Annotated in this window: 20 protein-coding genes and 1 pseudogene; 14 read left to right on the plus strand and 7 right to left on the minus strand. The window is 66.1% G+C overall.

Annotation, left to right across the window (positions count from 1 at the left end):
* On the plus strand, window positions 1-1344 hold a 1344-nt coding region (gene lpdA / locus O1Q03_RS38350; RefSeq protein ID WP_269510971.1), incomplete at its 5' end, for a dihydrolipoyl dehydrogenase.
* 274 nt (window positions 1345-1618) lie between these two features.
* On the opposite strand, the gene O1Q03_RS38355 is transcribed toward lpdA, so the two are convergent.
* Window positions 1619-2185 carry a phasin family protein gene (locus O1Q03_RS38355; RefSeq protein WP_269510975.1) on the minus strand — a complete coding sequence of 189 codons (567 nt, stop codon included), beginning with the start codon at window positions 2183-2185 and terminating at the stop codon, window positions 1619-1621.
* Window positions 2186-2836: 651 nt separating this feature from the next.
* Here O1Q03_RS38355 and pbpG point away from each other — a divergent pair.
* On the plus strand, window positions 2837-3991 hold the full coding sequence (gene pbpG / locus O1Q03_RS38360; protein WP_269510978.1) for a D-alanyl-D-alanine endopeptidase: 1155 nt from the start codon (window positions 2837-2839) through the stop codon (window positions 3989-3991).
* Window positions 3992-4097: 106 nt separating this feature from the next.
* Here the strand turns inward: pbpG and O1Q03_RS38365 are convergent, their stop codons facing one another.
* Complete coding sequence (locus tag O1Q03_RS38365) at window positions 4098-4907, minus strand: IclR family transcriptional regulator (protein ID WP_269510981.1); 810 nt, start codon at window positions 4905-4907, stop codon at window positions 4098-4100.
* A 182-nt stretch (window positions 4908-5089) separates the two neighbouring features.
* Between O1Q03_RS38365 and O1Q03_RS38370 the strand changes: the two genes are divergently transcribed.
* From O1Q03_RS38370 to iscX, 12 genes are all read left to right on the plus strand, one after another.
* Window positions 5090-5812, plus strand: a complete 723-nt coding sequence (locus O1Q03_RS38370) for a (Fe-S)-binding protein (RefSeq protein WP_269510984.1) — start codon at window positions 5090-5092, stop codon at window positions 5810-5812.
* Window positions 5813-5846: 34 nt separating this feature from the next.
* Window positions 5847-7259, plus strand: coding sequence for a lactate utilization protein B (locus tag O1Q03_RS38375; RefSeq protein WP_269510987.1), 1413 nt, complete (start codon window positions 5847-5849; stop codon window positions 7257-7259).
* A 127-nt stretch (window positions 7260-7386) separates the two neighbouring features.
* Complete coding sequence (locus tag O1Q03_RS38380; RefSeq protein ID WP_269510990.1) at window positions 7387-7614, plus strand: hypothetical protein; 228 nt, start codon at window positions 7387-7389, stop codon at window positions 7612-7614.
* Between the two features lie 101 nt (window positions 7615-7715).
* Window positions 7716-8198 carry a low molecular weight protein-tyrosine-phosphatase gene (locus O1Q03_RS38385; protein ID WP_269510993.1) on the plus strand — a complete coding sequence of 161 codons (483 nt, stop codon included), beginning with the start codon at window positions 7716-7718 and terminating at the stop codon, window positions 8196-8198.
* Window positions 8199-8315: 117 nt separating this feature from the next.
* A complete protein-coding gene (iscR, locus tag O1Q03_RS38390; RefSeq protein ID WP_122945788.1) occupies window positions 8316-8855 on the plus strand; it encodes a Fe-S cluster assembly transcriptional regulator IscR in 540 nt (179 codons plus the stop codon).
* Window positions 8856-8918: 63 nt separating this feature from the next.
* The gene (locus O1Q03_RS38395; RefSeq protein WP_269510996.1) at window positions 8919-10142 is read left to right on the plus strand and encodes an IscS subfamily cysteine desulfurase; all 1224 of its coding nucleotides are present in this window, start codon (window positions 8919-8921) and stop codon (window positions 10140-10142) included.
* 67 nt (window positions 10143-10209) lie between these two features.
* Entirely contained in the window at window positions 10210-10617 is a 408-nt protein-coding gene (gene iscU / locus O1Q03_RS38400) for a Fe-S cluster assembly scaffold IscU (protein WP_009691729.1), read from the plus strand.
* A gap of 144 nt (window positions 10618-10761) precedes the next feature.
* Window positions 10762-11085 (plus strand): iron-sulfur cluster assembly protein IscA, encoded by a 324-nt coding sequence (gene iscA, locus O1Q03_RS38405; RefSeq protein WP_011885413.1) that lies wholly within the window; start codon window positions 10762-10764, stop codon window positions 11083-11085.
* A gap of 94 nt (window positions 11086-11179) precedes the next feature.
* Window positions 11180-11707: a Fe-S protein assembly co-chaperone HscB gene (hscB, locus tag O1Q03_RS38410; protein ID WP_096507333.1), complete on the plus strand. Its 528-nt coding sequence runs from the start codon at window positions 11180-11182 to the stop codon at window positions 11705-11707.
* A 54-nt stretch (window positions 11708-11761) separates the two neighbouring features.
* On the plus strand, window positions 11762-13630 hold the full coding sequence (gene hscA / locus O1Q03_RS38415) for a Fe-S protein assembly chaperone HscA (RefSeq protein WP_269510999.1): 1869 nt from the start codon (window positions 11762-11764) through the stop codon (window positions 13628-13630).
* Between the two features lie 88 nt (window positions 13631-13718).
* Window positions 13719-14060 (plus strand): ISC system 2Fe-2S type ferredoxin, encoded by a 342-nt coding sequence (fdx, locus tag O1Q03_RS38420; protein WP_269511001.1) that lies wholly within the window; start codon window positions 13719-13721, stop codon window positions 14058-14060.
* A gap of 76 nt (window positions 14061-14136) precedes the next feature.
* Complete coding sequence (gene iscX / locus O1Q03_RS38425) at window positions 14137-14346, plus strand: Fe-S cluster assembly protein IscX (RefSeq protein WP_269511011.1); 210 nt, start codon at window positions 14137-14139, stop codon at window positions 14344-14346.
* Window positions 14347-14463: 117 nt separating this feature from the next.
* Here the strand turns inward: iscX and O1Q03_RS38430 are convergent, their stop codons facing one another.
* The 5 genes and pseudogenes from O1Q03_RS38430 to O1Q03_RS38450 form a co-directional block, all read right to left on the minus strand.
* Window positions 14464-15201, minus strand: a complete 738-nt coding sequence (locus tag O1Q03_RS38430) for a glycine zipper 2TM domain-containing protein (protein ID WP_269511002.1) — start codon at window positions 15199-15201, stop codon at window positions 14464-14466.
* Window positions 15202-15547: 346 nt separating this feature from the next.
* Window positions 15548-17074: a lysine--tRNA ligase gene (gene lysS, locus O1Q03_RS38435; protein WP_269511004.1), complete on the minus strand. Its 1527-nt coding sequence runs from the start codon at window positions 17072-17074 to the stop codon at window positions 15548-15550.
* Window positions 17075-17157: 83 nt separating this feature from the next.
* Window positions 17158-18262 (minus strand): peptide chain release factor 2 gene (prfB, locus tag O1Q03_RS38440; RefSeq protein WP_269511006.1). Its coding sequence is split into 2 segments (ribosomal slippage): window positions 17158-18180 and window positions 18182-18262, totalling 1104 coding nucleotides; the frame shifts between segments, so codons are not numbered across the junction.
* A gap of 154 nt (window positions 18263-18416) precedes the next feature.
* Window positions 18417-20114 (minus strand): single-stranded-DNA-specific exonuclease RecJ, encoded by a 1698-nt coding sequence (gene recJ / locus O1Q03_RS38445; protein ID WP_269511009.1) that lies wholly within the window; start codon window positions 20112-20114, stop codon window positions 18417-18419.
* A 10-nt stretch (window positions 20115-20124) separates the two neighbouring features.
* A pseudogene (locus O1Q03_RS38450) lies at window positions 20125-20419 on the minus strand (regulator); the annotation flags it as partial.

Genomic DNA, 20419 nt, shown 5'->3' on the forward strand with positions numbered 1-20419 from the left:
GCCGACCTCGGCATGAAGACCGTGCTCGTCGAACGCTACTCGACGCTCGGCGGCGTCTGCCTGAACGTCGGCTGCATCCCGTCGAAGGCACTGCTGCATACGTCGCTCGTCGTCGAGGAAGCCGCGGCGCTCGCGTCGCATGGCATCACGTTCGGTAAGCCGCAAGTCGACCTCGACAAGCTGCGCGACTTCAAGGGCGGCGTCGTCAAGAAACTGACGACGGGCCTCGCCGGCATGGCGAAGGCACGCAAGGTCGAAGTCGTGACGGGCACGGGCGCGTTCGTCGATCCGTTCCACATGGAAGTGCAGGGCGAAAACGGCAAGAAGGTCGTCAAGTTCAAGCAGGCGATCATCGCCGCCGGCTCGCAAGCGGTGAAGCTGCCGTTCATGCCGGAAGACCCGCGCGTCGTCGATTCGACGGGCGCGCTGGAGCTCCGCCAGCTGCCCAAGCGCATGCTGGTGATCGGCGGGGGCATCATCGGCCTCGAAATGGCCACGGTGTACTCGACGCTCGGCGCCGAGATCGACGTGGTCGAAATGATGGACGGCCTGATGATGGGTGCGGACCGCGATCTCGTGAAGGTCTGGGAAAAGTACAACGCGAAGCGCTTCGGCAACGTGATGCTGAAGACCAGGACGGTCGGCGCGGAAGCGAAGGAAGACGGCATCTACGTGAAGTTCGAGGGCGAAAAGGCCCCGGCGGAAGCGCAGCGCTACGACCTCGTGCTGGTCGCAGTGGGCCGCAGCCCGAACGGCAAGAATATCGGCGCCGACAAGGCCGGCGTGGCCGTGACCGATCGCGGCTTCATCGACGTCGACAAGCAGATGCGCACGAACGTGCCGCACATCTTCGCGATCGGCGACGTCGTCGGCCAGCCGATGCTCGCGCACAAGGCCGTGCATGAAGGCCACGTCGCAGCGGAAGCCGCACACGGCGAGAAGGCGTACTTCGACGCACTGCAGATCCCGTCGGTGGCGTACACGGATCCGGAAGTGGCGTGGGCCGGCAAGACGGAAGACCAGTGCACGGCCGAAGGCATCAAGTACGGCAAGGCGGTGTTCCCGTGGGCCGCATCGGGCCGCGCGATCGCGAACGGCCGCGACGAAGGCTTCACGAAGCTGATCTTCGACGAGGAAACCCATCGCGTGATCGGCGGCGGGATCGTCGGCCTGAACGCAGGCGACCTGATCAGCGAAGTGTGCCTCGCCGTCGAGATGGGCGCGGACGCGGAGGACATCGGCAAGACGATCCATCCGCACCCGACGCTCGGCGAATCGGTCGGGATGGCTGCCGAGTTGTACGAAGGTGTCTGTACGGACCTGCCGCCGCAACGCAAGAAGTAACGCGACCGGCATGGCCGGCTTCGCGCCGGCCAAAAAAACGCCACGTCCTGAAAGGAGCGTGGCGTTTTTTTATCGGTGCGCAACCGGAGCCGGGGGAGGGGGGCGATGCTGACGCCCGTACAGTGCATGCGCGAACTTCAACGAGGTACTTCCCCGCGGAAACGAATGTCGGAACGGCGCAGAACGATATCGATGAATTCGCGCCGGTGCTCCGTTTCCCGCGCCACAAAAGAAAAAGCCGCGCAGTGCGCGGCTTTTTCGGCAGCAGGGACGCTTACGCGGCCGGCTTGGTCGGGCGGCGCGATGCAGCAGCGCTCGCAGCCTTCGTCGCGACAGCGGCAGCCGCGTTGAAGTTCGTTTCAGCGATCTCGACGGCTTGCTTCGCAGCCTTCTGGACCGTTTCGTACGTCGTGTTCGCGGCGTTCAGTGCCGACTTCAGCGCGGCAACAGCCGTTTCCGAACCGGCCGGGGCGTTCTTCGCGACGTTGTCGACGAGGGCCTGGACCTTCTTGTTCTGCTCTTCGAATTGCGCTTCAGCAACCTTCGCGAACTCGGCTTGCGTCGACGAAGCGATTTCATACAGGTGACGGCTGTACGACAGAACCTTTTCCGCAACCGGTTGCGACAGGCTGGCCTGCAGCGCGATCAGCTCTTGCGCGTCCTTCACCGACAGCAGGCGCTGTGCGTTTTCCTGGCTCTCCGTCAGCGTCGACTTCACGACCTGCAGGTTCAGTTCGATCAGCTTTTCGACGCCTTCGAACGCCTTGGTCGTCAGACCGAACAGGCTTTCGAGGTTGGCTTTCTGGGCGGCGGCGATTTGCTCGGGGGTCAGCAAGGACATGTCAAGCTCTCCTGAAAAGCGATCGCGTCGATCGCAGGGATAAAGGGCACTACGCTGGGGAACCTCGGATGCGCGTGCTTTGTGCAACGCAGCAATGAGTCATATTTTAGGGCAGAGAAAAGTCTTGTCAAGTATTTTTTGTGCGTTGCACAATCGCGACAAATTATCGATAAAACAACAAGTTATCGCGGTCATACGGAATCGGTTTCACGCGCGATCCCACATGGTGCGCACCGGACCGGCGCAGGCGCGCGGCACCATGATCATGCACAGGTAAACCTGACAGGCATGTGGAACGTTATGCTTCTGTTTCGGTCGAAAAGCGCGTCGTTTTCAACGCGCGTGCCGTGGCGACGTGCCACCGCCGCAGCCAAGATCGGTGCCAGGGCACGCCCCGCGCCGGATACGTACTTTCCCCGCTTTAATTCGTCGCCAAAGTGACGTTATCTCAATTAACCGTGCGGTAATCGGGAAACGGGTACTGTCGGGCAGCGCATCCCATGGATTTTTTCAATGGGAGCGGGAGGGTCGATCGATCACGGTCGAATGACTCTTACATTCCGGTTTAACGACGATCGGTAAGTGCCTAATATTGCTCTTTTTTTCAGCTTTAACTACACTTGCGGGAACCTCCCGCCCGTCCAGACCCCAATGAAAGCCGAATCGTTTTCACCGCGCAGATTGTTGCAGAGCATGACGCTCGGCACGGCTGTGTCGGTCGCCGTCGCCTTGCTGGCGACCGCCGCGTCCGTCGCGCCTGCTGACGCCTTTGCCGCCACTGCGAGCACCCACCACGCCGCGAAAAAGACTGCGTCCGCTTCGTCCGCGAAGAAGAAGTCGGTCAAGGCCGCGCCCGAATCCGCCAAGGTCGCGTCGGCCGATGCGCCGCGTGCAAAGGCGTCGCGCAAGCGCATGACGCTCGCGTCGAACATGCACGGCCATCGTGGCGCGGTCCGCCAGATCGCGTTCCAGCCGCGCCGGCCCACCGTCGGTCAGGCGTTCGGCCTGCACGACACGCCGGACGCGCTCGCGCTGCGCTCGAGCGTCGCGTACGTCGTCGACCAGAACACCGGCGAGCCGCTGTTCGACAAGAACTCGCACGCGGTCGTGCCGATCGCGTCGATCTCGAAGCTGATGACGGCGATGGTCGTCCTCGACTCGAAGTCGCCGATGACCGAGCAGATCGAAGTCACCGACGAAGATCGCGACTACGAGAAGAACACGGGCTCGCGCCTGTCGGTCGGCTCGGTGCTGTCGCGCGAAGACATGCTGCACATCGCGCTGATGGCGTCGGAAAACCGTGCGGCGGCCGCGCTGTCGCGCTACTACCCGGGCGGCCGTCCGGCATTCATCGCCGCGATGAACGCGAAGGCCAAGGCGCTCGGGATGAACGACACGCATTTCGAGAATTCGACCGGTCTGTCGAGCTCGAACGTGTCGAGCGCGCGCGATCTCGTGAAGATGGTCAACGCCGCGTACCAGTATCCGATGATTCGTCAGTTCTCGACTGATCGTACGTACGACGTGTATACAGGCAAGCGCAATCTGGTCTACAACAGCACGAACGCGCTGATCCGCGGCAATGGCTCGTGGGACATCGGCCTGCAGAAGACGGGCTTCATCAACGAAGCGGGCGAATGTCTCGTGATGCAGGCGACGATCCATGGCCGGCCGATGGTGATGGTGCTGCTCGATTCGTTCGGCAAGTACTCGCGCTTTGCCGACGCGGCGCGCCTGCGCAACTGGCTCGATGCCGGCGGCGGCGAGCGCCTGACGGCGGCCAACACGGCAGCGGGCGGCACCTGATCCGGCTTCGGCGGTTCGCCGCCGTCTGCCGGGTTCGCCACAACGAAAAGCCCCGCAATCGCGGGGCTTTTCTTCGTTCGGCTGCGGCGCAGCGGGTGGCGGGCGCTTATCCGTGCCGCTGCAGCCCGTCCGCGTCCTTCACGGGCGCGGGCCGGTAGCCGAGCGCTTCCGAGATGGTGAGCGCAGTGCGGCTCAACTGGCCGAGCCAGGCGTCCTGCAGGCGGTCGGCCGGCGCCGACAGCGACAGCCCGGCGACGAGCTTGCCCGAATCGTCGTAGATGCCGGCCGCGATGCAGCGCACGCCGAGCTCCAGCTCCTCGTTGTCGCGTGCGCACGATTGCTGGCGAACGAGCGTCAGCTCGCGCTCGAGCTTCGCGATGTCGGTAATGCTGTTCTGCGTGTGGCCGGACAGCCCCGTGCGCGTTGCATAGGCGCGCACGCGCGAGGTTTCGTCGACCGCGAGGAACAGCTTGCCGACCGACGTGAGGTGCAGCGGCGCACGGCCGCCGATCGCGCGGACGACCTGCATCCCCGAGCGCTCCGAATACGCGCGCTCGATATAGACGATCTCGTCGCCCTGACGCACCGACAGGTTCACGGTCTGGCCGGTGAGGCGGTGCAGCTCGCGCATCGGCATCAGCGCCGCGTCGCGTACCGACAGGCGCGCCTTCACGAGGTTGCCGAGCTCGAGCAGCCGCATGCCGAGCCGGTACGTACCGGGATCGGAGCGGTCGACGAGGCGGCAGGTCACCATGTCGTTGAGGATGCGGTGCGCGGTCGACGGATGCAGATCCGTGCGCTGCGCAAGTTCCTTCAGGCTGACGGGGTCGCTGTGCGCGGCGAGCGCGTCCAGCAGCCGCATCATGCGTTCGATCACCTGGATCGACGTTTTGGAATCCGGGGTGGGTTGGCTCATGTCGGGGGAGAATCGGTTGACGCGTCAAGCGGTGTTGCGTCGATTGTATCTCGTATTGTGAAAAAAGCGAACGCCGTTCGAGGAAGTCCTCGCATCCGGCCCGGGGTACTTGCGTGTGCGCCGGCGTTGGTCTTGCCGGCCAAACGGCGGATAATGAGAGCCGTTTTCTCGAAGGAGCGCGTATGCGAGTCGGTTTGTTCGTGACCTGCCTGGTCGACCTGATGCGTCCGGAAATCGGTTTTTCGGCGCTGAAACTGATTCGCGACGCCGGCTACGAGGTGTTCGTGCCGCCCGCCCAGACGTGCTGCGGCCAGCCGGCCTACAACTCGGGCGAGCGCGCGCTCGCGCGGGATCTCGCGGAAAAGACGCTGCGCGAGTTCGAGCAGTTCGATTACGTCGTCGCGCCGTCGGGCTCGTGCGGCGGCATGATCCGCGCACACTACGGCGACCTGTTCCGCGACGACCCCGAACTGATGGGGCGCTATGCGCGGTTCCAGCAGAAAGTCTATGAACTGACCGATTTCCTCGCGAACGTCGCGAAGGTCACGCTCGCGCCCGGTGAATTCACGGGGCCCGTCACCTATCACGACTCGTGCTCGGGGCTGCGCGAACTCGGCGTGAAGGCGCAGCCGCGCGCGCTGCTCGCGCAGCGCGGCGTCGCCGTCACCGAGATGAAGGATTGCGAGCACTGTTGCGGCTTCGGCGGCACGTTCGCGGTGAAATACGGCGACATTTCGGCGGCCATCGCGGACGAGAAATGCGCGAACGTGCGCGCATCGGGCACGGGCGCCGTCGTGCTCGGCGATCTCGGCTGCATGCTGAACATCGAAGGGCGGTTGCGCCGCACCGGCGACCGCGACACGCGCGTGCTGCACGTCGCGCAGGTGCTGGCGGGCGACGTCTGACGCCCGGTTCCGCTCACTTTTCCCCGATACCGCGATGCAAGTCCAATCGATGCATTTCAAGGCGCGTGCCGGCCAGAAGCTGGCCGACCAGCGCCTGCAGCAGAACCTGAAGAAGCTGTCGACGAAGTTCGTGTCCGCGCGCGCCGACGCGATGACCGCGATCGACTTCCCGGCCACGCGCGCCGCGCTGAAGGCGCGCCGCAATCGCGCGCTGGAGAACCTCGACGTATGGCTCGAAGCGTTCGAGCGCGAGGCGACGCGGCGCGGCACGACGGTGCTGTTCGCCGACACGACCGCGGACGCCGCGCGGCTCGTGGCCGACATCGCGCGCCGGCACGACGTGAAGAAGGTCATCAAGACCAAGTCGATGGTGTCCGAGGAAATGCGGCTGAACGCGGTGCTCGCCGAGATGGGCGTGCAGTCGATCGAGACGGACCTCGGCGAATACATCCTGCAGATCAACGACAACGAGCCGCCGAGCCACATCATTGCGCCCGTCGTGCACAAGGACAAGGACGAGATCGCCGACCTGTTCGCGCGCACGCACCAGCGCGAACGGCTGACCGAGATTCCCGACATGACCCGCGAGGCGCGCGAGGTGCTGCGGCCCCATTTCATGTCGGCCGACATGGGCGTGACGGGCGGCAACTTCGTGATCGCCGAGACGGGTTCGGTCGCGGTCGTCACGAACGAAGGCAACGAAGGGATGTGCACGGTGATGCCGCGTGTGCACGTCGCGGTGACGGGCATCGAGAAGGTGCTGCCGACGCTCGAGGATCTCGCGACCGCGATGCGTCTGCTGCCGCGCTCCGCGACCGGGCAGAAGACGTCGAACTACTTCTCGTTGCTCACCGGCCCGCGCGGCCCCGGCGACGAAGACGGCCCGGAACACAATTACGTGGTGCTCGTCGACGGCGGCCGCACCGGCCTGATCGGCGGCGAGTTCCAGGAGATGCTGCGCTGCATCCGCTGCGGCGCGTGCATGAACCATTGTCCGGTCTACCAGAAGGTCGGCGGCCATGCGTACGGCTGGGTCTACCCGGGGCCGATGGGCTCGGTGCTGACGCCGAGCTACGTCGGCGTCGACCGGGCGCTGGACCTGCCGCAGGCCGCGACGCTGTGCGGCGAATGCGACAGCGTGTGCCCGGCCGGGATTCCGCTGTCGCATCTGCTGCGCACGCTGCGCGAGAAGCAGGTCGAGCGGCACCTGCGCCCGTGGCGCGAGCGCGCCGGGCTTGCCGCGTGGGGCTTTTTCGCGCGCCGGCCGATGCTTTACGCGCTGACGACCAAGCTCGCGGTGCGCATCCTCGAGCTGCTCGGCGGCAGCGGCGGAACGCTGCGGCGCCTGCCGATGATGGGCGGATGGATGGACACGCGCGACATGCCGACGCCCACCGGGCGCACGTTCCGCGAGTTGTATGCGGCTTCGCAGAGCCACCTCGGCTGACGACTGTTCATCGGGCAGCAACAGTGCGTTCGCTATTCATGTATTTATCTCGATAGGTGCGGTCTATAGAATCTTGTCTGTAGTCCCCGGAATCGGGTTTCGGGGAATGAGGCCAAGGAGCCGCATCATGAAAAAGACAATATCGATGTACTGGCCGCTCGCAATCGTCGTCCCGCTTGCGGCGGCCGCCTATCTGCACGCGATGGCCGACGCGCCGTCGCGTGGCCCGCTCGCCGTTCATCAGGCGTCGGCCGAGTTGGCGCGTGCGGTGTCGTTCGGTCTGGTCGACGACGCGACGAAGTCGTTGCCGGCCGCCTCCGGCGACGTCGCGCTCGCCGCGCCGAAGGCGCTGTAACGCATGCCGCCGTCGCTTTGCGCGACGGCGCGATTTTCGGCGCCTTTGTATAATGGCGTGCTCTTCTCCGACGCGGTTCGCCGCGGCTTTCCGATAGTGCGATGAACCGCGTTGCGATCTGTTTCGTCTGTCTTGGCAATATTTGCCGCTCGCCTACCGCAGAAGGCGTGATGCGCCACCAGGTGGACGCGGCCGGGCTGGCCGACCGGATCGCGATCGATTCGGCCGGCACCGGCGACTGGCACGTCGGCGAGCCGCCCGATACGCGCGCGCAGGCTGCCGCAAGCATGCGCGGCTACGATCTGTCGGCGCTGCGGGCGCGGCAGGTGAGTGCCACCGACTTCGAGCGTTTCGACCTGCTGCTCGCGATGGACGAGGCCAATCTCGCGGAACTCCATCGGCGTTGCCCGCCGCAGCATCGCGACAAGGTGCGTTTGCTGATGGAATTCGCGCCGGGCGCGGCCGAAACGGAAGTCGCCGATCCCTATTTCGGCGGCGCGCAGGGCTTCGAGCAGGTGCTCGATCAGGTCGAGCGCGCCTGCGCAGGCCTGCTGGACACCCTCAAGGCGCGTACCGCGCGCTGATCGCGGCAGGGAATTCAGCGGTCTACGAATACCCTGTCAAAGGCATGGATACTTGACTAAAATCGTCAAATATTTATACTTGACCAAAATCGTCAAGATTGCAGTCCCCTAGACACCATGAGACTCACCACCAAAGGCCGTTTCGCCGTCACGGCGATGATTGACTTGGCACTGCGCCAGGAGCAGGGCCCGGTGACGCTTGCAGGCATCAGCCAGCGCCAGCGGATTTCGCTCTCGTATCTCGAACAGCTGTTCGGCAAGCTGCGCAGGCATGAAATCGTCGAATCCGTGCGCGGCCCGGGCGGCGGCTACAACCTCGCGCGCCGCGCGCAGGACGTCACCGTCGCCGACATCATCATCGCGGTCGACGAACCGCTCGACGCCACGCAGTGCGGCGGCAAAGGCACGTGCGACGGCTCGAAGCAGCCCGACGGCCATTGCATGACGCACGAGCTGTGGTCGACCCTGAACCAGAAGATGGTCGAATATCTCGATTCGGTGTCGCTGCAGGATCTCGTCGATCAGCAGCGCGCACGCGAGGGCGCGCCTGCGGTGCTGCGCGATCGGCGCACGCCGGAGCCCGCCGCGGCCCCGGCCGAACCGGTGCGCACGATGCCCCTCGGCCCCAATTCGGTGTTCAACATCGCGAGTTCGTGAGCGCGCACGCGCCGCACACCCCATAACGCATACAGTCCCTGCACAGAATACCCGGAGCGACAGATGACCCAAGAGACTCTCCACCTGCCCATCTATATGGATTACAGCGCGACGACGCCGGTCGACCCGCGCGTGGTCGACAAGATGGTGCCGTACCTGCGCGAGCAGTTCGGCAACCCGGCATCGCGCAGCCACGCATACGGCTGGGATGCGGAACGCGCGGTCGAAGAAGCGCGCGAGCAGGTGGCCGCGCTCGTGAACGCGGATCCGCGCGAAATCATCTGGACGTCCGGCGCGACCGAATCGGACAACCTGGCGATCAAGGGTGCCGCGAACTTCTACAAGGGCAAGGGCAAGCACATCATCACGGTGAAGACCGAGCACAAGGCCGTGCTCGACACCTGCCGCGAGCTCGAGCGCGACGGCTTCGAAGTCACCTATCTCGACGTGAAGGACAACGGCCTGCTCGACCTCGACGTGCTCAAGGCCGCGCTGCGCTCGGACACGATCCTCGTGTCGGTGATGCACGTGAACAACGAGATCGGCGTGATCCAGGACATCGAGACGATCGGTGAACTCTGCCGCGAGAAGGGCATCGTGTTCCACGTCGACGCCGCACAGGCGACCGGCAAGGTCGAGATCGATCTCGCGAAGCTGAAGGTCGACCTGATGTCGTTCTCGGCGCACAAGACTTACGGCCCGAAGGGCATCGGCGCGCTGTACGTGCGCCGCAAGCCGCGCGTGCGCATCGAAGCGCAGATGCACGGCGGCGGTCACGAGCGCGGGATGCGTTCGGGCACGCTGCCGACGCACCAGATCGTCGGCATGGGCGAAGCGTTCCGCATCGCGCGCGAAGAAATGGCGACCGAGAACGAGCGCATCCGCATGCTGCGCGACAAGCTGCTGCGCGGCCTGTCGCAAATCGAGGAAACGTACGTGAACGGCGACCTCGAGCACCGTATCCCGCACAACCTCAACATCAGTTTCAACTTCGTCGAAGGCGAGTCGCTGATCATGGCGATCAAGGACGTCGCGGTGTCGTCGGGTTCGGCGTGCACGTCGGCGTCGCTGGAGCCGTCGTACGTGCTGCGTGCGCTCGGCCGCAACGACGAACTGGCGCACAGCTCGATCCGCTTCACGGTCGGCCGCTTCACGACGGAGCAGGAAGTCGACTTCGTGATCAACCTGCTGAACAGCAAGATCGCAAAGCTGCGCGAACTGTCGCCGCTCTGGGAAATGCACCAGGAAGGCATCGATCTGTCGACGATCGAATGGGCCGCACACTGAACGCCGCATCCAATACATTCGCGGGCGGGTTCGCGCGCGAGACGTAACGAGTCAAGGAGTCTGAGTCATGTCTTACAGCAACAAGGTTCTGGATCACTACGAAAACCCGCGTAACGTCGGTTCGTTCGCGAAAGACGACGACGCGGTCGGCACGGGCATGGTCGGCGCGCCGGCCTGCGGCGACGTGATGAAGCTGCAGATCCGCGTCGGCGCGGACGGCGTGATCGAAGACGCGAAGTTCAAGACGTACGGCTGCGGTTCGGCCATCGCATCGAGCTCGCTCGTGACCGAATGGGTGAAGGGCAAGACGCTCGACGAGGCGCTGTCGATCAAGAACACGCAGATCGCCGAAGAGCTGGCGCTGCCGCCGGTGAAGATTCACTGCTCGATTCTCGCGGAAGACGCGATCAAGGCAGCCGTGGCCGACTACAAGAAGCGCCACGACACCAAGGAAGGCGATCAGGCAGCAGCCTGAGCGGCATCGAGCGGCTTCTCGAGAAAACGCCGGGCCGCCCCAAGTTTTCTTGACCCCCTCGGGGGCCTGGCGTGAAGCGACAGGTTCAGGGGGCGCTTAGACGGAACGCGGCGGGCCCTCAGGGCGCGCCGCGGCAAGGACATCATGGCAATTACACTGACCGAAAAAGCAGCACAGCACGTCCAGAAATACCTCGTCCGTCGCGGCAAGGGTGTGGGCCTGCGGCTTGGCGTTCGCACGACCGGGTGCTCGGGGCTCGCGTACAAGCTCGAGTATGTCGACGAGCTGGCCCCCGAGGATCAGGTGTTCGAGAGCCATGGCGTGAAGGTCGTCGTCGACCCGAAAAGCCTCGCGTACATCGACGGCACCGAGCTGGACTTCGCGCGCGAAGGCCTGAACGAAGGGTTCAAGTTCAACAACCCGAACGTGAAGGACGAATGCGGCTGCGGCGAATCGTTCCGCGTGTGACGCGGGTTTCCGCGCACTGCGGGCAAGAGGCGGCACGGGCCGCCTTTTTAATGTGCGGCGTTTGCCGCGCGACGAACCGGAATTGAACGCGACGATGGTTTCGCTGAAAGACAGCCACTTCGATCTGTTTCACCTGCCCGCGCAATTCGCGCTCGACGAGGCGGCGCTCGACAGCGCCTATCGCACGGTGCAGACGCAGGTGCACCCGGACCGCTTCGCGGCGGCCGGCGACGCGCAAAAGCGCATCGCGATGCAATGGGCGACCCGTGCGAACGAGGCGTACCGCACGCTGCGCGATCCGCTGAAGCGCGCGACCTATCTGCTGTCGCTGCGCGGCGTCGACATCGGTGCCGAGAACAACACCGCGATGGAGCCCGCGTTCCTGATGCAGCAGATGGAGTGGCGCGAAGGCATCGAGGATGCCGCGGCCGCTCGCAACGTCGACGCGCTCGATGCGCTGCTCGCCGAACTGCGTGGCGAAAAGCGCGTGCGTCTCGAACGCCTCGGCACGCTGCTCGACAGCGGTGCCGATCAGGCGGCCGCGGAAGCCGTGCGTCAGCTGATGTTCATCGAGCGGGTCGCGTCGGAAGTGGGCGCACAGATCGAGCGTCTCGAAACTTAACCGCGTGCCTTGCGGCATGCGCAGCAAACGGGCCGAGCGCCCGAACGAACCAAGATGGCTTTACTGCAAATTTCCGAACCGGGCATGGCGCCGGCGCCGCATCAGCGGCGACTCGCTGTCGGGATCGATCTCGGCACGACGAACTCCCTCGTCGCCGCGGTGCGCAGCGGCGTGCCCGAAGTGCTGCCGGACGAAGCGGGCCGCGTGCTGCTGCCGTCGGTGGTCCGTTATCTGGAGAAGGGCGGCCGCCGCATCGGCCACGAAGCGAAGGAGCAGGCCGCCACCGATCCGCGCAACACGATCGTGTCGGTCAAGCGCTTCATGGGCCGCGGCAAGGCCGAGGTCGAAGGCGCGGCGAATGCGCCTTACGAATTCGTCGATGCGCCGGGCATGGTGCAGATCCGCACGATCGACGGCGTGAAGAGCCCGGTCGAAGTGTCCGCCGAGATTCTCGCGACGCTGCGTTACCGCGCGGAAGATACGCTCGGCGACGAGCTGGTCGGCGCCGTCATCACGGTGCCCGCGTACTTCGACGACGCGCAGCGCCAGGCGACCAAGGACGCCGCGCGCCTCGCGGGCCTGAACGTGCTGCGCCTGCTGAACGAACCGACCGCGGCGGCGATCGCCTACGGCCTGGATAACGGCGCCGAAGGCCTGTACGCGGTATACGATCTCGGCGGCGGCACGTTCGACCTGTCGATCCTGAAACTCACGAAGGGCGTGTTCGAAGTGCTGGCCGCAGGCGGCGATTCCGCGCTCGGCGGCGACGATTTCGACCATGCGCTGTTCGGCCACGTGCTCGCGCAGGCCGGCATCGACGCGCAGACGCTCGCGCCCGAGGACGTACGCTTGCTGCTCGACCGCGTGCGCGTGCTGAAGGAAGCGCTGTCGTCCGCGCCGCAGGCGTCGCTCGACGTCACGCTGTCGAGCGGTGCGCATCTCGTGCAGACGATCTCGCACGACACGTTTGCCGCGCTCGTCGAGCCGCTCGTCCAGCGCACGCTCGCGCCGACCCGCAAGGCCCTGCGCGACGCGCAGGTGAGCCCGGCCGACATCAAGGGTGTCGTGCTCGTCGGCGGCGCGACGCGCATGCCGGTGATCCGCGACGCTGTCGCGAAGCATTTCGGCCAGCCGCCGCTCGTCAATCTCGATCCGGACCAGGTCGTCGCGCTCGGTGCAGCGATCCAGGCCGACCTGCTCGCCGGCAATCGCGGCAGCGGCGACGACTGGCTGCTGCTCGACGTGATCCCGCTGTCGCTCGGTGTCGAGACGATGGGCGGCCTCGTCGAGAAGATCATTCCGCGCAACTCGACGATCCCGATCGCGCGTGCGCAGGAATTCACGACCTTCAAGGACGGCCAGACCGCGATGGCGATCCACGTCGTGCAGGGCGAGCGCGAGCTCGTCGCCGACTGCCGGTCGCTCGCGCGCTTCGAGTTGCGCGGCATCCCGCCGATGACGGCCGGTGCGGCGCGTATCCGCGTGACCTATCAGGTCGATGCGGACGGGCTGCTGTCGGTGTTCGCGCGCGAGCAGCACTCGGGCGTCGAGGCATCGGTCGTCGTGAAGCCGTCGTACGGCCTGGCCGACGATGACATCGCGAAGATGCTCGAGGACAGCTTCAAGACCGCCGAGATCGACATGCGCGCCCGCGCGCTGCGCGAAGCACAGGTCGAGGCGCAGCGGATGATCGAGGCGACGCAGGCGGCGCTCGCGGCCGACGGCGAACTGCTCGACCCGGCCGAACGGACGCAGGTCGATGCGCTCGTCGCAGCGCTGGGCACGATCGCGCAGGGCGATGACGCGAGCGCGATCGAAACCGCGACCAAGGCGCTGGCCGACGGCACCGACGAATTCGCGGCGCGCCGGATGGACAAGAGCATCAAGCGCGCACTGTCGGGCCGACGGCTCGACGAGATCTGAGCGAACCCACTCCATGCGGGCCGGCGACGGCCGGCACGATATTGAACCGTGCGGCGCCAGCCGCCGCACCCTGACTGACGGAACGGACATGCCTCAACTGGTGGTGCTGCCTCACGTCGAACTGTGCCCGGACGGCGCAGTGATCGACGCGACGCCCGGCAAGAGTATTTGCGACAACCTGCTCGACAACGGGATCGAGATCGAGCATGCGTGCGAGAAGTCGTGCGCGTGCACGACCTGCCACGTGGTGATCCGCGAGGGCTTCAACGATCTCGAGCCGTCCGAAGAGGACGAGGACGACCTGCTCGACAAGGCGTGGGGCCTCGAGCCGACGTCGCGCCTGTCGTGCCAGGCGATCGTGACGGAAGAGTCGGACCTGGTGGTCGAGATTCCGAAGTATTCGATCAACCACGCGAAGGAAAATCACTGATGGAACGGCGGGTCGGGCGGCGCGCGGCATGGTCGCCGCGCCCGGCGGACCCGCCACCGACACGGGAGAGCAGGCCATGAAATGGACCGATTCGCGCGAAATCGCCATCGCGCTTGCAGACAAGCATCCGGATATCGATCCGCAGCGCGTCAATTTTGTCGACCTGCGCCAATGGGTGATCGAACTCGACGGCTTCGACGACGATCCTGCCCACTCGGGCGAGAAGATTCTCGAAGCGATCCAGGCTCACTGGATCGACGAATCCGACTTCGACGACGAAGACTGAGATTCGCGCCGGCGCCCGCCGGGCTCCCGCACAAAGAAAAGGCTCGTGATGCGTCACGAGCCTTTTTCATTTCGGCCGGCGCGGTGCAGGGACCGCCCGGCGATTCGTCATGCGTGGTTACGCGCCGACCAGTGTGCCGTTCTCGATCCGCACGCGCTGGCCCTGGCCGAACGGCGGTGCGTTGTGGTACGTGAACGTGCGCATCGCACCGCTTTCCATCTGTACCTGCACCTGATAGTCGGTTTCCGCGCGCACCTGCTTTTCGACCTGGTTGCCGGCCAGACCGCCGCCCAGTGCGCCGATGATCGTCATCGCGGTGCGGCCGTTACCGTGCCCGAACTGGTTGCCGAGCAGGCCGCCGGCCGCTGCGCCGCCGACCGCTCCGATCCCCGAGCTCTGGCCCGGCGTACGCGTCTGGGTGATCGCGACGATCGTGCCGCAGCTCTGGCAATAGGACGGCTGCGCGGGCGCCGACGGCTGTTGAGCATATTGCGGAGGCTGCGGCGCCGGCGTATGGCGGTGGTGCACCGGGCGCGGCGCGGGCTTCGGTTCGGCCTGCGCGGCAGCCGCCTTCTCGGCCGCCAGTTTCTGCTGCGCGGCCTGTTCTGCCGCCTGCTGCTGCGCTTGCGCGGCGCGCGCGGCGCTGGCCGCTGCGGCGGTATCGACGGCCGGCTGCGATGCGATCAGCGCGGCCTGGGTCTGGCCGTTCTGCGCATCGGTGCTGCTGGCCTTCGGGAAGATACCCGTGATCGCGGCTGTAGCGGCGAGGCTCGCGACGATGACGGCGCCTGCTGCGGTGGCGATCAGCGGATGGAGGCGTTGCTTTTGCGGCGTGGTCTGATTCGGGTTGTCCATTTTCTTCTCCGGTGTCGATCCGGTAGCGCCGGTTGGCGCGGGCCGGATCCCACGCTCGGGAGCGAGCAGACTTGGCGTTGCTGCGCCGCGTTCTGGTCCCGTGGTCATGCGTGGTGACGCAACAGGAGTGTCGTCCACGGACGAGCGCGGTGCCGTATCAAGGTGTAACGAATTGCAGCGCGGGATCGGCGCTTGCTATCGGGAAAACCCGGGGAAGGCCGTCGCGACGAGGGAATAAAACGGGGAAAGATCGAAAGCCGGCGAGCGCCGGCAGGCGGGATTTACGCGCGGTTACAAAGCCGCCGCGTGCGCGCCACGGGGCGCGGCGCACACGCGGGCCAGGCCGTCAGTCTTCGCGGCGCAGGTGCGGGAACAGCAGCACGTCGCGGATCGTCGGGCTGTCGGTCAGCAGCATCACGAGGCGGTCGATGCCGATCCCGCAGCCGCCCGTCGGCGGCATCCCGTGTTCGAGCGCGCGGATGTAGTCGGCGTCGAAGAACATCGCTTCCTCGTCGCCGGCATCCTTCTGCTCGACCTGCTTCTTGAAGCGCGCGGCCTGGTCTTCCGGATCGTTCAGCTCCGAGAAGCCGTTCGCGATCTCGCGGCCGGTCATGAACAGTTCGAAACGCTCGGTGATGCCCGGCACCGTGTCCGATGCGCGCGCGAGCGGCGACACTTCGACCGGGTAGTCGATGATGTAGGTCGGCTCCCACAGCTGCGCTTCGGCGGTTTCCTCGAACAGCGCGAGCTGCAGTGCGCCGATGCCGGCGTTCAGGAAGGCCGGCTGCGACACGTCGACGCCCAGGCGCTTCAGTTCGCTACGCAGGAACGCGTCGTCCGACAGCTGGCCGTCGGTGTACTGCGGCGCGTACTTCTGGATCGCCTGCGTGATCGTCAGGCGGTGGAACGGCTTCGCGAGGTCGAGCTCGCGGCCCTGGTACTGGATCGTCGCGGTGCCGAGCGCATCGATCGCCGCCTGGCGGATCAGTTGCTCGGTGAAGTCCATCAGCCAGCGGTAATCGGTGTACGCGGCGTAGAACTCCATCATCGTGAATTCCGGATTGTGGCGCGGCGACACGCCTTCATTCCGGAAGTTGCGGTTGATCTCGAACACGCGTTCGAAACCGCCGACGATCAGGCGCTTCAGGTACAGCTCCGGCGCGATGCGCAGGAACATCTGCATGTCGAGCGCGTTGTGATGCGTGACGAACGGCTTGGCCGCCGCGCCGCCCGGGATCGGGTGCAGCATCGGCGTTTCGACTTCCATGAAGTCGGCGTTGTCCATGAACTTGCGGATCGACGCGATCGTCTTGGTACGCGCGCGGAACGTGTCGCGCGTTTCCGGCGTCACGATCAGGTCGACGTAGCGCTGGCGGTAGCGCAGTTCCTGGTCGGAGAGGCCGTGGAACTTGTCCGGCAGCGGACGCAGCGCCTTCGACAGCAGGCGCAACTCCTTGCACTGGACCGACAACTCGCCCTTGTTCGTGCGGAACAGCACGCCGCGCGCGGCGACGATGTCGCCGAGGTCCCACTTCTTGAATGCGTCGTAGGTTTCCGCGCCGACATCGTTCGGCGTCACGAAGAACTGGATCTGGCCCGAGCCGTCCTGCACCGTCGCGAAGCTCGCCTTGCCCATCACGCGCTTGAGCATCATGCGGCCGGCGACCGCCACCTCGACCTGGCTCGCTTCGAGCGCGGCCTTGTCCGAGTCGGCGAATTTCACCTGGAGATCGGCGGCGTGATGCGTCGGCCGGAAATCGTTCGGATAGGCGACGCCTTGCTCGCGCAATGCGCGCAGCTTCTCGCGGCGCTCGGCAATGATCTGGTTTTCGTCCGCCGCGACGGCGGGCTGCGTTTGAGTCGGTTCGGTCATGATGGTCGGAATTCGGAGTGGGTGCGGCAACGCCAACGGGCAGGGTGACGACGGCGCGGCCTGGACGGGCCGCGCCGCGGCGCTTACACGCCCTGTTTGAGGCTCGCGCTGATGAAGTCGTCGAGATCGCCGTCGAGGACAGCGCGCGTGTTGCTCATTTCGACGTTCGTGCGCAGGTCCTTCACGCGGCTCTGGTCGAGCACGTACGAGCGGATCTGATGGCCCCAGCCCACATCGGTCTTGCTCGATTCGAGCTTGTCCTGCTCGGCCTGGCGCTTGCGCATCTCGGCTTCGTACAGACGCGATTTCAGCATCGCCATCGCTTCGGCGCGGTTGCGGTGCTGCGAGCGGTCGTTCTGGCACTGCACGACGATGCCGGTCGGCATGTGCGTGATCCGCACGGCCGAGTCGGTCTTGTTGATGTGCTGGCCGCCCGCGCCCGATGCGCGGTACGTGTCGATGCGCAGGTCGGCCGGGTTGACCTCGACTTCGATCGAGTCGTCGATTTCCGGATACACGAACACCGACGAGAACGACGTGTGGCGGCCGCCCGACGAGTCGAACGGCGACTTGCGCACGAGGCGGTGGATGCCCGTTTCGGTGCGCAGGAAGCCGTACGCGTATTCGCCCGTGACCTTGACCGTCGCGTTCTTGATGCCGGCGACGTCGCCGTCGGACTCTTCGAGCACTTCGGCCTTGAAGCCCTTGCGTTCGCAGTAGCGCAGGTACTGGCGCAGCAGCATCGACGCCCAGTCGCACGCCTCGGTGCCGCCGGCGCCTGCCTGGATGTCGATGAAGCAGTTGTTCGGGTCGGCCGGGTTCGAGAACATCCGGCGGAATTCGATGTCGCCGACGCGCGCTTCGAGCTTCTTCGCGTCGTCTTCGGATGCGATGAGGGTGTCTTCGTCGCCTTCCTCGCGGGCCAGCTCGAACAGGTCGAGCGCATCTCGCAGGTCGCTATCGAGCACCGTCAGCGTCGACACGACGCCTTCGAGCAGCTTCTTCTCGCGGCCGAGTGCCTGGGCGTTCTTCGAATCGTTCCAGACGTTCGGGTCTTCGAGCTCCTTGTTGACTTCGGTCAGACGCGCAGCTTTGGCGTCGTAGTCAAAGATACCCCCGAAGCTCGCCCGCGCGATTGCGCAGGTCGAGCAGGGAGCTTTCGATCGCGTTGAGACGTTCCGCTTCCATGATCGTTCGCTTTTCTTGCTTCGTAAAAAAGCGGAATTATAGCCGATCGGCGGGGTTTCCCGGTGACGCGGACTGTGCTGGCATGCACGCCGCGGCCCCGTCCGGCGCGGCGCGCATGTGCTTCGCGCGGGGCCGCGGGCCGCCGCGCGGGCGTTCAGCCGGCCGCGTGCTCGACGATCAGCTGGACGCGCGTCACGCCGTTCCACGTGTCGGCCACGAGGCGGTACGCGATCAATGCGCTCGCCGGCAGCGGCTCGGTGTGGTTGAACCAGATCGCGTTGAAGCGCTGGCGCCCGCGCGCCAGTTGTAGCTTGAGGTGCTTTTCCTTCACGAGCGATTGCGACACGACGTCGAATTCACCGGAGAAAAGCGGGGCCGGAAAGCCCTGGCCCCACACGGCTTCGTCGAGCAGGCCGACGAACTGCGGCGTGAAATACGCTTCCTCGAGTTCGCCGTCGGTCTCGATCACGCGCGCGAGCGCGTCGTCGGACAGCCACTCGCGCGCGACGGCCTCGAACGCGGCCGCGAAGCGCGGCACGTTATCGGTGTCGAGCGTGAGGCCGGCCGCCATCGCGTGGCCGCCGAACGCGACGATCAGGTCGGGTTCGCGCTTCGACACGAGGTCGAGCGCATCGCGCAGGTGGAACCCGGGTATCGACCGGCCCGATCCCTTGACCCGCCGGCCTTCGTCGTCCGCGTGCGCGAACGTGAACGACGGGCGGTGGAATTTCTCCTTGAGCCGGCCCGCGACGATCCCGATCACGCCCTGGTGCCATTCGGGATTGAACAGCGTGATCGTGCACGCGTCGGCCGGATCGACGTCGGCGAGATCGGCGAGCGCCTGCTGCTGCATGCCGGCCTCGATCTCGCGGCGTTCGCGGTTCATCACGTCGAGCTGCTGCGCGAGGTCCCACGCGCGGCCGATGTCGTCGGTAATCAGGCACTCGATGCCGAGCGACATGTCGGACAGCCGCCCGGCGGCGTTCAGGCGCGGGCCGAGGCCGAAGCCGAGGTCGAAACCCGACGCGGTGCGCGCTTCGCGGCCGGCCGCGCGGAACAGCGCGGCGATGCCCGGCTGCATGCGGCCGTTGCGGATGCGCTGCAGCCCTTGCGCGACGAGCACGCGATTGTTGCCGTCGAGCCGCACGACATCGGCGACGGTGCCGAGCGCGACGAGGTCGAGCAGCCCGTCCAGGCGCGGCTCGGCCTCCTTGCTCGCGAATACGCCGCGACGGCGCAGTTCGGCGCGCAGCGCGAGCAGCACGTAGAACATCACGCCGACCCCGGCCAGGTGCTTGCTCGGGAACCCGCAGCCGGGCTGGTTCGGGTTGACGATCGCGCGCGCGGCGGGCAGCGCGTCGCCGGGCAGATGGTGGTCGGTCACGAGCACGTCGATGCCGCGCGCATTCGCGGCTTCGACGCCCGTGACGCTCGCGATTCCGTTGTCGACGGTGATCAGCAGGTCGGGCTTGCGGGCGGCCGCGAGCTCGACGATCTCGGGCGTGAGCCCGTAGCCGTACTCGAAGCGGTTCGGCACGAGATAGTCGATCTGCGCGCCGAACATCCGCAGGCCGCGCACCGCGACCGCGCAGGCGGTTGCGCCGTCGCAGTCGTAGTCGGCGACGACGAGCAGGCGCCGCTGGTCGGCGATCGCGTCGGCGAGCAGCGATGCGGCATCCGCGCAGCCTTTCAGTTCGGTGGGCGGGACGAGGCGCGCGAGCGCCGTCTCGATGTCGGTGGGCGACTGCACGCCGCGCGACGCGTACAGGCGCGCGAGGACGGGGTGCAGGCCGTGGCGCGCGAGCGCTTCTGCGTCGGCGGGTGCGACGGGGCGGGTAACGATCCGGGTCATACAGGTCGGGTTATTCGAACAGGGACGCCAGCGCGCGGCGGCGCCAGAACTTGCGCAGGTCGCCGCGCGTCGCGTGCAGGGTCACGGAGCTCGTGTCGCCGCACAGCGTGAAATCGACGTTCGCCAGCTCGCCGTGCTGCAGCGCGGTCAGCGCCGGCGCGAACCAGTCGCGCTCGAACGTGGCGAGCGTGTCGTGCCAGCGTGCCCAGTCCTGTTCGATGAACGGAGTGGTCAGCGCCGGCAGTTCGACGAGCGTCGTGCCGGCGGCGGCCGGCAGCGCGCCGAACGCGGCCGGCGGCGCATCC

The sequence above is a fragment of the Burkholderia sp. IMCC1007 genome (assembly GCF_027257875.1).
In the GTDB taxonomy this organism is placed as follows: Bacteria; Pseudomonadota; Gammaproteobacteria; order Burkholderiales; family Burkholderiaceae; genus Burkholderia.